Genomic DNA, 14,684 nt, shown 5'->3' with positions numbered 1-14,684 from the left:
AACCGCTTGCCTGAGCGCTGGATTTCGTGCGAATCTGCCCGCCGCGGCATACAACAGAGCAACGCCGCGACGCGCCGGGCCCGCGCGACCAGGAGACCATATTGCCGTTCATCTCGAAAAGGGGAGGAGGAGATATGGTCACGCCGCGGCATCGCCCGCTTCATGTTGAAAATCCGTTCTATCGCCGCCTGCTGAGCGCACCCGCGTGGCTCGCGCTCGTCGCCGCGGCCGGCATCGGCTGCACGAATGCGACGCTCGCCCGTGCCGACTCGTCGCACGCATCCGCGGCCGTGTCGAGCGCCGCGTCCGCGCCGAGCGCCGCGTCGATCCCGCCGCCGCCGAGCCAGCTCTACGGCGATCTCTTTGTTGCGGTGCAAACCGCGCAGATCTTCGAAGACCAGAAGACCTTCGTCGATTCGACGCCGAACACCGATCCCGCGACGATCGTCCGGCTGTACGAGCAGCAGAAGGGGCAGCCGGGTTTCTCGCTGAAGGCGTTCGTCGCGCAGTACTTCACACCGCCGTCGGACCAGTCGGTGACGCCGCCGCCGAACCAGACGCTGCGCGAGCACATCGACTGGCTGTGGCCGAAGCTCACGCGCACGACGACGGCCGCGCAGCCGTACAGCTCGCTGATTGCGCTGCCTAAACCGTACGTGGTGCCGGGCGGGCGCTTCCGCGAGGGCTACTACTGGGACACGTACTTCACGATGCTCGGCTTGCAGGAGTCGGGCCGCGAGGATCTCGTCGACGACATGCTCGAGAACTTCGCGTACCTGATCGACACCGTCGGCCATGTGCCGAACGGCAACCGCAGCTATTACGTGAGCCGCTCGCAGCCGCCGTTCTTCGCGTACATGGTGACGCTCGCGGCGAAGGTCGAGGGCAATGGCGTCTATCAGAAGTACCTGCCCGCGCTGCGCAAGGAGTACGCATACTGGATGCAGGGCGAGCGCACGACGCCGCGCGGCCAGGCGGCGCGCAACGTCGTCGCGATGCCGGACGGCTCGGTGCTGAACCGCTACTGGGACGCGAGCGACACGCCGCGCGACGAGTCGTACCTCGAGGACGTGAAGACCGCGCAGCAGGCGAGCGGCCGGCCGGCGCCGCAAGTGTGGCGCGACCTGCGCGCGGCGGCCGAGAGCGGCTGGGACTTCAGCTCGCGCTGGTTCGGCGACGGCCGCACGCTCGCGACGATCCGCACCACCGCGATCGTGCCCGTCGACCTGAACAGCCTGATGTTCAACCTCGAGACGACGATCGTGAAGGGCTGCGCGGTGACGCGCGATTTCGCGTGCGTCGCCGAGTTCGCCGGCCGCGCCGGCAAGCGCGCGGTTGCGATCAACCGCTATCTGTGGAACCGCAACGGCTATTACGGCGACTACGACTGGAAGCTCGGCAAGCCGCGCGACAACCTGTCGGCGGCGGCGCTGTATCCGCTGTTCGCGGGCGTTGCGTGGCCGGAGCGCGCAAAGCAGACCGCGAAGAACGTGCGGAAGACGCTGCTCAAGCCGGGCGGGCTCGCGACGACGACTTACGATACGGCGCAACAATGGGATGCGCCTAACGGCTGGGCTCCGCTGCACTGGATCGCGCTCATCGGGCTGCGGCACTACGGCGAGAAGTCGCTCGCCGACGAGATCGGCACGCGCTTCCTCGCCGACGTGAAGGGCGTGTACGCGGCGCAGGGCAAGCTTGTCGAGAAGTACATCGTCGAAGGCGCGGGCACGGGGGGCGGAGGCGGCGGCGAGTATCCGCTACAGGACGGCTTCGGCTGGACCAACGGCGTGACGCTCAAGCTGCTCGACCTGTACGGCGGCTGACGCGCGACGTGACGCGCGGGGGGCGCGGGCTTCGGCGAGTCGCTTGCGCCGCATCCATGGGTTGCGTGTGCAACGATCATCGGCGAAGCGATGCCGGGTCGCGGCCCGCGACCGTCGGCCGGGCGCGCTTCGCCGAGCGCGTCACGGTCATGCAGGCGCCGCCCGCCGCGCGTTTCGCTTGTCGCCCGCCGAATGCCGGCGCTTCGCGTTCGCCGTTCGGGGGGCGTCGCCCGTTGTTCGTTGCTGTCGTTGCTGTCGCCGTTGTCATCGACCCGACTCGCGGCAGCGGCCTTCTTTCGAGCGCGATTGCGCGCGGCTGCGCGCCGCGCTCAATCGAGCACAATCGCGCGCATCAGATCAGCCCGCGCGACGACGCGAAATAAGTCAACTGAATCCGGTTCGCGACGCCGAAGCGTTTGCGCAGCTTGCGCAGATGGTAATCGACGTTGTGCGCGCTGGTGTCGAGCCGCCGGCCGATCTCCTTGTCGGATGCGCCTTCGGCAATGCCGACGAGCAGTTCGCGCTCGAACGGCGTGAGGCGCTCGGCCGCGCGCTCGCGCGCCGACGCGATCAACTGCGGCGCCGCGAACCGGTGCACCGACAAGCCGAGCGCCAGCACCTGCTCGAGCGTCGCCGACGAAATCCAGTCGCGCGAGCGGCGCGGTGCGGTGAAGCTCGCGAACGCATGCACGCGCGTGCCCGGCACGGGCATCGAATACATCACGCCGCTGCACATGTCGTCGTCGTGCATCACGCGCAGGAAGCCGTCGAGCGCGTCCGAGCCGCGCGCCGCGTGATCGCGCGCGAGCTGCCGCAGGTCCCAGACGACGGGCATGCTCGACGCGCGCGTGCCGAGCATCCGCGGATCGACGTCGTGATGGCGGCGGCGCACGTAATCGCCGCGATACGCGGCGGGCGTGAACGCTTCGTGCAGGTACAGGCATTCGGCGTCGTCGCGCGTGAACTCGAGCGCGAAATAGGCGAATGTCGCGAAGCCCATCAGCCGCAGCAGGCTCGTCGCGATGCGGCCGCATTCGGCGGTGCCGCGCGCGCTCGCGAGCATCTCCGCGATGCCCAGGCGCGGCGCGAAGCGCGGCTTCGCATCGGCCGCGCGCCGCGCGTGGCCGCACCAGACGACGTCGATCGTCCGTGCGTCGCCCGTCGCGCCGCACGGAGTCGCGCGCGATACGGGGCGCGCGACTGCCGCGACGGCGGCCTCTTCCTGCACTGCAATGTCCGACATAACGAAAAACCTCGCGGCGTAGGTCCGGCGCCGCTCGATCGAACGGACGGACGCGGTGTGCGATCGCAACGTGCGCGCTCGTGACGGACGCGTACGCGGCCTTCCTGCTCGCGGCGCGAGTGACCGGTGACGTGCGCGTTCGCGCTTGCGGCGTCTGCGGTGCGGGTGCGTTCCGCCGCGTGCATCGTCGACAGCGGCATTCGCGCGCATGTTGCAAACGCGCATGTCGCCGACGCGCATGTTGCAAACGCGCGTTCGCATCCGGCACCGAGACGTCGCGCGTCGCGCCCGAATCGCGAGCGTAGGCATTGTACAAAGCCGCGCGCTTGCGCGTAATATCTTGTAATACTAACCGCGCTCGGCAGCCACACGAAAGCGCGGATCAAAGACCACTTGCTTGTCGGGGTTCCTGCGCAACAGCATCGCGAACACAAGAAGCCGGCTTTCCCCTCCATGACAATTGCTGACAGCGCTCCGCGCATCGAATGGTTCTCGCATGCCGAGCTCGCCGCATCGCGTGGCGGATTCGCACAGCACGACGCGCATCCTCCCGTTTCGTCGTTCGCCGCATCGCCGGATGGGCCGCGCCGCGCGGCGTTCGACGTCGCGCACTGCGACGCGCGCTTGCGCGCGGCCGGCTTCACGACGCTCTGCTACGGCGCGTTCGAGCTGATCGGCCAGCAGATGCTCGCCGCGTATCTGCTGCGCGATTTCGCGCCCGTGTCGTTCTTGCGCGCGTACGTCGAGGGCCGGCTGTTCGAAGTCGATCCGCGCTTCGCCGAATGGCGGCAAGGCGTCACGCCGATCGCGTGGCGGCTCGACGAGCTCGACGCGCATGCGCGCCGCACGGGCGAGCGGCGCATGCATGCGCTCGTGAATTCGTTGCGTGCGCATGCAATGCACAGCGGCGTGATCTTCTGCTGGCCGGTGCCGCATCTCGATTTGCGCGTCGCGGTGAGCCTCGCGTCGGAGGCGCACGACGGTTCGCTCGACGATCGCGTGATCGGCTGCGCGCTCGCATTGAGCCTCGACGTGCATCGCGCCGCGCAGCCGCATCTCGATGCGCGCGTCGGCGGCGCGCGCGCGATCGTGCTCGAGCGCGACGAAGCGGCGGTGCTCGAGCGGCTCGTGCACGGCCTGTCCGATCAGGAAATCGCGAACGCGCTCGGCACGTCGCTGCATCGCGTCGGCGCGCAGATCCGCATGCTCGAGAAGCGCTTCAATGCGCGCAACCGTGCGCAGCTCGCGTATCTCGCGGCGCGACGCTTGCGCGGCTGACGATGCGCGCATCGCATGCAAGTTGGATGACGCGGCGCAACAGACCGGCGCATCGTATACAAAACCGCTTACGAGCGAATTAATTTTTCACTGTAAAAAAATGACCGCTGCAAGCCGGAATAATTGACGAATATTTTCTTCGTAATATGCGCCCAACCGACGGGCGCCGGCCGTCCGTCAGGCCATACCCTTTCACCATTCGAACGAGAAATTCGTCATGTGCGGAATCAGCGGCTTCGTTGGCCCTGTCGCATGCGCACCGGAGACGGCCCGGGCGACCCTCGCGCGAATGACGGACAGTCTCGCGCATCGCGGCCCGGACGATACCGGTTTGTGGATCGATCCCGATGCGGGCGTCGCGCTCGGCCATCGGCGCCTGTCGATCGTCGATTTGTCCGAGCATGGACATCAGCCGATGCCGTCCGCGTGCGGTCGCTACGCGATGACGTTCAACGGCGAGATCTACAACTTTCGCGAGTTGCGCCGCGAGCTCGAGCGCGAGCATCGCGCGCCCGAGTGGCGAGGTCATTCGGATAGCGAAGTGTTGCTCGCGGCGTTCTCCGCGTGGGGCATCGATCGCGCGCTGCAAAAGGCGGTCGGAATGTTCGCGCTCGCGCTGTGGAACCGCGAATCGCGCGTGCTCACGCTCGCGCGCGATCGCATCGGCGAGAAGCCGCTCTATTACGGCCGCATCGGCGGCTCGTTCGTGTTCGGCTCCGAGCTGAAGGCGCTGCGGCGCTTTCCGGGCTTCGGCGCGCATCCGATCGACCGCAACGCGCTGTGTTTGTATCTGCGCCACGCGAGCGTGCCCGCGCCGTACACGATCTACGAAGGCATCCGCAAGCTGCCGCCCGGCACCTACGTGCAGCACGAGGGCTTGGGCGACGAGCCCGCGCCGCGCCGCTACTGGTCGCTCGACCGCGTGATCGCGGCGGGCCGCGCGAATCCGTTCGACGGCGACGCGAACGCCGCCGTCGCGCAGCTCGATCACGTGTTGCGCGATGCGATCGCCGAGCAGTCGGTCGCCGACGTGCCGCTTGGCGCGTTCCTGTCGGGGGGCGTCGATTCGTCGGTGATCGTCGCGCTGATGCAGACGCAGACCGCGCAGCCGGTGCAGACGTTTACGATCGGCTTCCACGAGGCGGGCTACGACGAGGCTGGCTATGCGAAGGCGGTTGCGCGGCATCTCGGCACGTCGCACACCGAGCTCTACGTGAAGCCGTCCGACGTGCTCGCGACGGTCCCGCGCATGCCGAGCGTCTACGACGAGCCGTTCGCCGATTCGTCGCAGATTCCGACGCTGCTCGTCTCCGAGCTCACGCGCCGCCACGTGAAGGTGAGCCTGTCGGGCGACGGCGGTGACGAACTGTTCGGCGGCTACACGCGCTATTTCCTGACGCCGCGCTTATGGGGGCGGCTGCGCCGCGTGCCGGCCGCGGTGCGGATGCGGATCGCGGCCGCGCTGCACGCGCTGCGGCCCGACCATGCCGATCAGATCGCCGCGCTCGTGCAGGGCGCGTGGAGCGCGGCCGCGCAGCGCGACGCGTCGCCGCGCGTCGGCGATCGCCTGCACAAGCTCGCGAACGTGATGACGGCGGACAGCCGCGCATCGCTGTATCGGCTGCTGATGTCGTCGGTCCACCATCCGGAGCGCTTCACGCTCGCGGGGCACGAGCCGCAGACGCTGATCGACACGCCGGGCGCTTGGCCCGCCGGGCTGTCGTTCGCCGAGCAGGCGATGGCCGTCGACACGCTCACGTATCTGCCGACCGACATCCTGACGAAGGTCGATCGCGCGGCGATGGCGGTGAGCCTCGAGACGCGGATGCCGTTTCTCGATCATCGCGTCGTCGAGTTCGCGTGGCGGCTGCCCGAGGCGCTGCGCATCCCGGACGGGCAGGACAAGTGGCTGCTGCGCAAGCTGCTGTACCGCTACGTGCCGCGGCCGCTGATCGACCGGCCGAAGCAGGGCTTCTGCGCGCCCGTCGGCGCGTGGCTGCGCGGCGAGCTGAGCGACTGGGCGGCGGAGCTGCTGCGCCCCGCGCGCCTGCGCGACGAAGGCTATCTCGACGCGACGCGCGTCGAGCGGCTGTGGCGGCAGCACCAGTCGGGCCGGATGAACTGGCAGCATCCGCTCTGGACGGTGCTGATGTTCCAGGCGTGGCTCGAGCGGCAGCGCGCCGAGTAGGCCGCCGCGCGCACGAACCCGTTTGCGCGGCGGCGCGGGCCGCTCAGTGGTATTCGGCGAAGCGCTCGACGTGCGGCGCGGCGGACGGGCGCGCGAGCGGCGCGGCCGGCACGGCCGCATCGGCGGCGAGGCGAGGCGCGTCGGCGTGCACTGCGTGCTGCTCGTCGTGCTGCTCGACGCGCGTCGTCGCCGCGCCGAACAGCACGAGCCGGTAGCCGATCGAGTAGATCGGAATGATCCGCATGTTCTTGTCGAAATCGAGGCCGAGCTTCGAGCGGATGCGCGACACGTGCGTGTCGAGCGTGCGCGAGGACACCGCGAGCTCGCGGCCCCACACGGCTTCCTGGATCGCCTGGCGCGACACGACCTTGTTCATGTTGTCGAGCAGGAATTCGACGACGTCGAACTCGCGCGGGGTCAGGCTGATCGCTTCGCCATCGATCTCGATGACGCGGCGGACAAAGTTGATTTTGATGTTGTCGATGTACAGATACTTGCAATCCATGATGATCCTCGCGATTCGCAGATGGATGGGCGAACGACACGACGAGCATTACTGCAAGTGTCGGGCCAGGTTGGCGCGATGCAGCAGGCAAACGTTGCGAAAGGTCTTTTTTATGGTTCAAGTGCATGAATCGAAAGCGTTTTCTCGCGAGCGGCAATCGCTTGTGGCAGCGCCTGATCTGTAACAATCTGAAACCGGTTGAAGGTGTGTTACGTAGCACGGGCGTTCGTGTTACGTCCGGGCGACCGGCGACGTAACGTGCGAGGGGAGGAATTGGGGCGGGCGAACGGACGGGTTCGGCCGCCGCGGCGAAGGCGGGCGCGACGCGCTTCCTTCTGCGGGATGCGAGGGGCGGCGGGAACGATCCGTGCGGGGGGCCGGTTCGGCCCGTCCCGTTGGGACGGGCTTGTCCGCCGCGGCGCGTGGAGGGCGACGGGTTCCGGACGCCCTGTCCGGGACGCCCCGTCTGGCGAGGCGCTTCGCCGGTTTCGCGCGGGCCGGCAAGCATGGCGGACGGCGGCCGACGACGCGCGCCGGCCGCACCAGTCCGCCCGTCAAGCCGTCGTTTCTCCGGCGGCCGGGAACGGCAGCGCGTAGTGCCGCTTGCCCGTCGCCGCGAAGATCGCGTTCGCGACGGCCGGGCCGATCGGCGCGACGCCGGGCTCGCCGACCCCCGTCGGCGCCTCGCCCGACGGCACGATGTGCACCTCGACCTTCGGCATCTCGGCGATCCGCAGCACACGGTAGCCGTCGAAGTTGTTCTGCTCGACCTTGCCGTCCTTCAGCGTGATCGCGCCGTGCAGCACCGCGCCGAGCCCGAAGCCGATGCCGCCCTCCATCTGCGCGGCGACGATGTCCGGATTGATCGCGGTCCCGCAGTCGACCGCGCAGACGACGCGCTCGACCTTCACGCCGCCATGCTCGTCGACCGACACCTCCGCGACCTGCGCGACGTAGCTCTTGAACGCCTCGGCAACCGCGATCCCGCGCCCGCGGCCCTTCGGCAGCGGCTTGCCCGGTTCCCAGCCCGCCTTTTCTGCGGCGAGCTCGAGCACGGCCCTCAGGCGCGGCGCGTGCGCGAGCAGGTCGCGGCGGAACAGGTACGGGTCCTTGCCCGCCGCGTGGGCGGCCTCGTCGACGAACGCCTCGACCGCATACGCGGTGTGCGAGCTGCCGACGACGCGCCACCACAGCACCGGCACGGCGGACTGCGTCGTCGTGAGCTCGACCGACACGTTCGGCACCGCATACGGCAGGTTCGCCGCGCCCTCGACCGACGTCTGGTCGATCCCGTTCTTCACCATCACCGGCTCGAACGGCGTGCCGGCGAGGATCGACTGGCCGACGATGCGGTGCCGCCAGCCGACGAGCTTGCCGTCCTTCGTGAGCGCCGCGTCGAGCTTGTGGAAGTACATCGGCCGGTAGAGGCCGCCGTGGATGTCGTCCTCGCGCGTCCATTGCAGCTTGACGGGCGTGCCGTTCGCGCCGAGCGCCTTCGCGATCGACACGGCCTCGACGACGTAGTCCGACCACGCGTTCGCGCGCCGGCCGAAGCTGCCGCCCGCATACAGCGTGTGGATCTTGACCTTCGACGGATCGAGCCCCGCGACGCGCGCCGCGTTGCCCTGGTCGATCGTCTGGAACTGGTCGCCCGCCCAGATCTCGCAGCTGTCGGCCGTGAGCTTCACGACCGCGTCGAGCGGCTCCATCGGCGCGTGCGCGAGGTACGGAAACTCGTACGACGCGGAGATCCGCCGCGCCGCGCCGGCGAGCGCGTGGTCGACGTCGCCGTCGCGGCGCGCGGATGCGCCCGGCCGCTCGGCGAGCTGCCGGTACTCGCGCATGATCGCGTCGGAGCTGCGCTTCTCCGCGCCCGAATCGTCCCATTCGACCTTCAGCGCGTCGCGGCCCTGCTTCGCGGCCCAGAATCCCTTCGCGACGACCGCGACGCCGCGCTCGACCTGCACGACCGACACGACGCCTGGCACCGCCTTCGCCGCGGCCGCGTCGAACGACTTCACCTTGCCGCCGAACACGGGCGGGCGCTGCAGCAGCGCGACGAGCATGCCGGGCATCGTCACGTCGATCGTGAACTGCGCGGTGCCGTTGGATTTCGCGAGCGCGTCGACGCGCGGCACCGGCTTGCCGATCAGGCGGAAGTCGCGCGGCGACTTCAGCGTGACCTTGTCCGGCACGGGCAGCGCGGCTGCGGCCGCGGCGAGCGAGCCGTAGGTCGCCTCGCGCCCGCTCGCCGCATGTCGCACGATGCCGTCGCCGGTCGTCAGTTCAGCGGCGGGCACGTTCCATTGCGCGGCGGCCGCCGACACGAGCATCGCGCGAGCCTTCGCGCCCGCCTCGCGCAACTGCGTCCACGAGTTCGCCATCGCCGAGCTGCCGCCCGTGCCCTGCAGCTTGCCGAACTGCAGGTTCGCGTAACGCGATGCGTCGGCGGGCGCGCTCTCGACGCGCACGTCGCGCCAGTTCGCATCCAGCTCCTCGGCGACGATCGTCGCGATGCCGGTGTACGCGCCCTGGCCCATCTCGACGTGCTTCGCGATCACGGTCACGCTGTTGTCCGGCGCGACGCGCAGGAATGCGTTCGGCGCGAACGCGCCGGCTGAGCCCGCGTCGGCCGCGGGGGCGGTCGCGGCGAGCGCCGGGCGGCTCGCGTCGCGCCATTCGAAGCCGATCGTGAGGCCGACGGCCGCGGCGGCGCCGGCGGCCTTCAGGAACGTGCGGCGGGACGCGCGCGCCGCATTCGGGAGATCGAGGTCGGTCGTCATCGTCAGGCCTTCAGGGTGGCGGCCGCTTCGTGAATCGCGGCGCGGATTCGGGTGTAGGTCGCGCAACGGCAGATGTTGCCGTTCATCGCGGCGTCGATGTCGGCGTCGGTGGGCGCCGGGTTCTGTTCGAGGAGCGCGGTCGCCGACATGATCTGGCCGGACTGGCAGTAGCCGCACTGCGGCACCTGCAGCTTGATCCATGCGGCCTGGACGGCCTTCGCGGGCTTGCTGGCGAGCCCTTCGATCGTCGTCACGCGCTTGCCGGCGACGGCCGCGAGCGGCAGCACGCACGAGCGCACCGCCTGGCCTTCGAGATGCACGGTGCACGCGCCGCACTGCGCCGCGCCGCAGCCGAACTTCGTGCCGTGCAGGCCCGCGTCCTCGCGGATCGCCCAGAGGAGCGGCATCGCGGGATCGGCGTCCAGCGTCAGGTTCTTGCCGTTCAGCACAAACGAGGTAGACATGGACAATCTCCGTGGGGGAATGCCCGGACTTGGCGCCGGGTGATAGCCGGCAGTGTGAGGGACGGACCGCCGCTGCGTTTACACAATCCTGCAAAAATATTGAACAATCCTGCAAATCCCGAGGGCCACGGGCGGCCGCCGCGTCGCCCGTATCCGCGCCTGCTACGATCACGACACCGACGCTCGCTCATTGCCGATGGATCAGCGCTATACCCCACCCGAATCGGCCGCGCACGCGGCGTCGCCCCGGCCCGACGCGCGGCTGCCGCCACTCGCGCCGCGCGAGGCCGCGCGCCGCGAGCTCGCCGCGCTGATCGGCCGCTTCGCGCCCGCCGACGGCGCGCACCCGAGCGCGATTCCCGCGCTGTCGTTCTTTCGCTGCTCGTCGCCCGTCGACCTCGGCTGCAGCGTCACGCGCGCCGCGTTCGTGTTCGCCGCGCAGGGCGCGAAGCGGGTGACGGTCGCCGGGCAGGCGTACGAATACGATCATCAGCAGTGCCTCGTCACGTCGGTCGATCTGCCGATGCTGTCGCAGGTCACGCGCGCGTCGGCCGATGCGCCGTATCTGTGCGTGAAGATCGCGCTCGACGTGCAGCGCATCGCCGAACTCGCGGCCGAGATGCGGATGCCGCCGCCGGACGCGGTGCCGACGGGCGAGGGGATCGTCGTCGGCGCGCTGTCCGAGCCGCTCTTCGACGCGGCGCTGCGGCTCGTGCGATTGCTCGATACTCCAGCCGATATTCCGATCCTCGCGCCGCTGATCGAAAAGGAGCTGCTGTACCGGCTGTTGACGAGCGGGCAGGGCGCGCGGCTGCGGCACATCGCGGTCGCGGGCAGCCAGACGTACCGGATCGCGCGCGCGATCGAATGGCTTCGCGATCACTACGCGGAGCCGCTCCGGGTAGAGACGCTCGCGCAGCAGGTGAACATGAGCGTGTCGTCGCTGCATCATCACTTCAAGCACGTGACGACGCTGAGCCCGCTCCAGTATCAGAAACAGTTGCGGCTGCACGAGGCGCGCCGGCTGCTGCTCGGCCAGCACGGCGACGTCGGCTCGGTTGCGCTCAGGGTCGGGTACGACAGCCCGTCGCAGTTCAGCCGCGAATACAGCCGGCTGTTCGGCGCACCGCCGTTGCGCGACGTCGTGCAGTTGAGGCGGCGCAACGGCGCGAGCGTCCAGGAGTGATGCGCGCGGCGATCCGCGGCCGACGCGCGGCGTGAGACGTCGGTCTTGAGTCGGCATGCGCGGCGAGGGACGCACGTCTCATGCGAATTGCGCGACACATGTGCATGCGTGCATGCATGCGTGCGCGCACGAGCGAAGCGGCGGCGCTCGCGAGAATGCGGCGGTGAATATGAATACGGACATCGAAATGAATCCGAACCTCGAAACGGCTGCCGGCGTGGTGCGCGAGTTCTGGCGCTTGATGGGCACGAACGATTTTCACGCGGTCGCGGCCGTGCTCGCGGACGACTTCGTGCTCGAGTGGCCGCAATCGAACGAGCGCATTCGCGGAGCCCGAAACTTCGCGCTGCTCAATGGCGAGTATCCGGCGCACGGGCCGTGGACGTTTACGATCGGCCGCGTGATCGGCGACGCGTGCGAGGCCGTGTCGGACGTGTCGGTCACGGACGGCGTCCAGCGCGCGCGGGCGATTTCGTTCTTCACCGTGGCGAACGGGAAGATCGCGCGCATCGTCGAGTTCTGGCCCGAGCCGTATGCCGCGCCCTACGATCGCTCGCATCTCGTCGAACGGATCGAATGAGCGAACGGATGGAATGCGGCGCGGCGGATCGCGTGGGCGCGCGATCGCATTGCATGCGCCCGTGCTGGCGCGCGCAACGTATTCAACCGGCACGGTGACGCGTGGGCGCGTGTGCGACGCGCGTCGCAAAAATCAAACGTCCGCCTGACGGCGGCGCGCGGGACGAATCGCGGATCGCCGCGCGCGGCGCACGAACGCCGAACATGAGAGCGCCGGCCATTGAGCCGACGATACAAAACGGCGTTCGCCTGTTTCGCGAACGCCGTGTGGTTGACGTGATGTGTCGTGGGGGTTCGAAGGTCCGCCGCCGATCGACGCGCCGATTCGAAAACCGGCTGCGCGTGCGAGCCGTCCCGCCCGGCGTTGCGTGCGGTTCGGCCGCACGTGCGCCATGTTCAGCGCACGACGGTGAATTCCCGATGCTCGGGCTGGATCGACGCCGAATCGACCGCTTGCAGGCGCCACGCGCCTTGCGGGTTCTTGCCGCCGAGGACCGCGTCGCCGTGCTCTTCGTCGGACGAACGCTGTACGTTCGTGAACGACAATCCTTGCAGCCGGCACAGCGCTTCGCCGCTGTCGGCCGAACACAACGCAACCGCGCCTTCGACGTCCTTCACCTTGCCCCACGCCGGCAGATCGATGCCCTGATGCGCTTCGCGCGACCACAGTTGCTCGTCGGTGTCGAGCCACAGGACCGCGAACTGCTGCGCAGAGGAACCGCTGCCGTTGATTCGAATGGTGAGGCGCATGCTTCGTCTCCTTTCGAAGGTTAGCCGGTGAGCTTTCTCAGTCTAGATTGATTGACGCGGAACGCAAGCGGCGTCGCGAAAAGATTGACGCGGATCGCATCGCCCGGCACTGGGCGACGCGCGCGAAACGGTTGCGCATAGCGTGCCGTGTGCGGACCCGTCTGCGCAATCAGGTGTTTTCATGAGCGATGCGTGCATGCGCGTGTCATGTTGTTCCGATTGCAATGCGTCATCGCACGCGTCGATTTGCCGCGCGCGATGCGCATTTTCCGGGGTCCGGAATAACGTTTCCCGAATCGATCGGTTGGTCGCGGCAGGCCCCGTTGATAGATTGGTCCCTTGTTCTTGAACGGAGACACGCATGTCCACGATCGATGAGACGACCGTCCAGCCCGCGCGTGGCGAGCCCGCGCGAGACGCGCATCTAATCGCGAGCGACGCCGAGGCGATCGACGCCGCGCGCACGCTCGCCGCGCGGCTCGCGCAAGGCGCGGCCGATCGCGATCGCGAGCGCCGGCTGCCCTACGAAGAAATCGACTGGTTCTCGCAATCGGGCCTCTGGGCGATCACGGTGCCGAAGGCGTACGGCGGCGCCGGCGTGTCGCACGTGACGCTGACCGAGGTCGTGAAGCTCGTCGCGGCCGCCGACCCGTCGCTCGGCCAGTTGCCGCAGAACCACTTCGGCCTCGTCGACGTGATCGCGCTCACGGGCACCGACGAGCAGAAGCGCCTGTTCTTCGGCGAGATCCTGAAGGGCAAGCGGTTCGGCAACGGCTTCTCGGAGCGGGGCACGAAGAGCGTGCTCGACCTGAAGACGAAAGTGATTCGCGAGGGCGACGGCTATCGCGTCGACGGCACGAAGTTCTACTCGACGGGCGCGCTGTTCGCGCATTACGTGCCGGTGCTCGGCATCGACGACGAACGCAAGAGCTGGCTCGCATACATTCCGAAGGGCACGCCGGGGCTCGCGGTGATCGACGACTGGTCGGGCTTCGGCCAGCGGACGACCGCGAGCGGCACGGTGCGGCTCGACAACGTGCGTGTGCCGGCGTCGCACGTGTTCGCCGCGCACCGCGTGTCGGATCTGCCGACGCTGAACGGTCCGCTGTCGCAGATCCTCCAGGCGGCGATCGACGCGGGCATCGCGCGCGCGGCGCTCGACGACACGCTGCGCTTCGTGCGCGAGCGCTCGCGGCCGTGGATCGACAGCGGCGTCGAGCGCGCGGCGGACGATCCGCTGACGATCCGCGAGACGGGCCGCCTCGTGATCCGGCTGCACGCGGCCGATGCGCTGCTCGAGCGCGCGGCGCGCGCGCTCGACGAACTCGCCGGGCAGCGCGACATGTCGGAGGACGACGTTGCGCGCGCATCGGTCGCGGTGGGCGAGGCGAAGGTGCTGACTACCGAGATCGCGCTGCTCGCGAGCGAGAAGCTGTTCGAGCTCGCCGGCACGCAGGCGACGCTCGCCGAGCACGGGCTCGACCGCCACTGGCGCAACGCGCGCACGCACACGCTGCACGATCCGGTGCGCTGGAAGTATCACCTCGTCGGCAACTACTATCTGAACGGCGTCGCGCCCGCGCGCCACGCATGGAACTGAACCGATGAACGCGATCACGCGGCCGGCCGGCTCGCATGCGGCGCGACCGGTTTCGAGCGACGCCGCCGCGCTCGACGCAACCCCCGCGCGATCGCCGCTCGCACAACGCACGCGCGCGCCGGACGATCCGGCGCGCGGGAAATACAGCGCGTGTCGCCGACTATTCGCTGAACGACACGCCGCCGCCGCGCCGCGGCGGGTCATGACGCGATAGCCGCCGCGCATCGTCGCATCGTCGCTGCGCGTTGCGCGCGGCCGCACGCATCGACCGAATCGAGAGAACGC

13 protein-coding genes are annotated in these 14,684 nt (G+C 69.0%); 7 read left to right on the top strand and 6 right to left on the bottom strand.

The window, feature by feature from the left end; genetic code table 11:
- Positions 1–134 precede the first annotated feature (134 nt).
- Positions 135–1,823: an alpha,alpha-trehalase TreA gene (gene treA, locus BTH_RS08975; protein ID WP_009897811.1), complete on the top strand. Its 1,689-nt coding sequence runs from the start codon at positions 135–137 to the stop codon at positions 1,821–1,823.
- A 352-nt stretch (positions 1,824–2,175) separates the two neighbouring features.
- Here treA and BTH_RS08965 read toward each other — a convergent pair whose 3' ends face one another.
- Entirely contained in the window at positions 2,176–3,066 is an 891-nt protein-coding gene (locus BTH_RS08965; RefSeq protein WP_009897803.1) for a helix-turn-helix transcriptional regulator, read from the bottom strand.
- Between the two features lie 453 nt (positions 3,067–3,519).
- Between BTH_RS08965 and BTH_RS08960 the strand changes: the two genes are divergently transcribed.
- Positions 3,520–4,344, top strand: coding sequence for an autoinducer binding domain-containing protein (locus tag BTH_RS08960; protein ID WP_009897802.1), 825 nt, complete (start codon positions 3,520–3,522; stop codon positions 4,342–4,344).
- 217 nt (positions 4,345–4,561) lie between these two features.
- Positions 4,562–6,532: an asparagine synthase (glutamine-hydrolyzing) gene (gene asnB / locus BTH_RS08955; RefSeq protein WP_009897801.1), complete on the top strand. Its 1,971-nt coding sequence runs from the start codon at positions 4,562–4,564 to the stop codon at positions 6,530–6,532.
- A gap of 43 nt (positions 6,533–6,575) precedes the next feature.
- Here asnB and BTH_RS08950 read toward each other — a convergent pair whose 3' ends face one another.
- The 3 genes from BTH_RS08950 to BTH_RS08940 form a co-directional block, all read right to left on the bottom strand.
- Positions 6,576–7,037 (bottom strand): winged helix-turn-helix domain-containing protein, encoded by a 462-nt coding sequence (locus tag BTH_RS08950; protein ID WP_009897800.1) that lies wholly within the window; start codon positions 7,035–7,037, stop codon positions 6,576–6,578.
- Between the two features lie 554 nt (positions 7,038–7,591).
- Complete coding sequence (locus BTH_RS08945; protein WP_009897799.1) at positions 7,592–9,820, bottom strand: xanthine dehydrogenase family protein molybdopterin-binding subunit; 2,229 nt, start codon at positions 9,818–9,820, stop codon at positions 7,592–7,594.
- Between the two features lie 2 nt (positions 9,821–9,822).
- Positions 9,823–10,284 carry a (2Fe-2S)-binding protein gene (locus BTH_RS08940; RefSeq protein WP_009897798.1) on the bottom strand — a complete coding sequence of 154 codons (462 nt, stop codon included), beginning with the start codon at positions 10,282–10,284 and terminating at the stop codon, positions 9,823–9,825.
- Positions 10,285–10,480: 196 nt separating this feature from the next.
- Here BTH_RS08940 and BTH_RS08935 point away from each other — a divergent pair, with 196 nt between their 5' ends.
- Both BTH_RS08935 and BTH_RS08930 read left to right on the top strand, forming a co-directional pair.
- Positions 10,481–11,470 carry an AraC family transcriptional regulator gene (locus BTH_RS08935; protein WP_009897797.1) on the top strand — a complete coding sequence of 330 codons (990 nt, stop codon included), beginning with the start codon at positions 10,481–10,483 and terminating at the stop codon, positions 11,468–11,470.
- 169 nt (positions 11,471–11,639) lie between these two features.
- Entirely contained in the window at positions 11,640–12,050 is a 411-nt protein-coding gene (locus tag BTH_RS08930; RefSeq protein WP_201762868.1) for a nuclear transport factor 2 family protein, read from the top strand.
- A 395-nt stretch (positions 12,051–12,445) separates the two neighbouring features.
- Here BTH_RS08930 and BTH_RS08925 read toward each other — a convergent pair whose 3' ends face one another.
- Both BTH_RS08925 and BTH_RS35615 read right to left on the bottom strand, forming a co-directional pair.
- Positions 12,446–12,799, bottom strand: a complete 354-nt coding sequence (locus tag BTH_RS08925) for a DUF3564 domain-containing protein (RefSeq protein WP_009897788.1) — start codon at positions 12,797–12,799, stop codon at positions 12,446–12,448.
- Positions 12,800–12,841: 42 nt separating this feature from the next.
- Positions 12,842–13,096 carry a hypothetical protein gene (locus BTH_RS35615; protein WP_080511386.1) on the bottom strand — a complete coding sequence of 85 codons (255 nt, stop codon included), beginning with the start codon at positions 13,094–13,096 and terminating at the stop codon, positions 12,842–12,844.
- Positions 13,097–13,160: 64 nt separating this feature from the next.
- Here BTH_RS35615 and BTH_RS08920 point away from each other — a divergent pair, with 64 nt between their 5' ends.
- Together BTH_RS08920 and BTH_RS34385 are read left to right on the top strand one after the other, a co-directional pair.
- Positions 13,161–14,399 (top strand): SfnB family sulfur acquisition oxidoreductase, encoded by a 1,239-nt coding sequence (locus tag BTH_RS08920; protein ID WP_009897786.1) that lies wholly within the window; start codon positions 13,161–13,163, stop codon positions 14,397–14,399.
- A 4-nt stretch (positions 14,400–14,403) separates the two neighbouring features.
- Positions 14,404–14,613 carry a hypothetical protein gene (locus BTH_RS34385; RefSeq protein ID WP_009897785.1) on the top strand — a complete coding sequence of 70 codons (210 nt, stop codon included), beginning with the start codon at positions 14,404–14,406 and terminating at the stop codon, positions 14,611–14,613.
- Positions 14,614–14,684 lie beyond the last annotated feature (71 nt).

Origin of the sequence: Burkholderia thailandensis E264 (genome assembly GCF_000012365.1) — a bacterium.
In the GTDB taxonomy this organism is placed as follows: domain Bacteria; phylum Pseudomonadota; class Gammaproteobacteria; order Burkholderiales; family Burkholderiaceae; genus Burkholderia; species Burkholderia thailandensis.
This window is presented reverse-complemented; position numbering and strand designations above follow the sequence as displayed.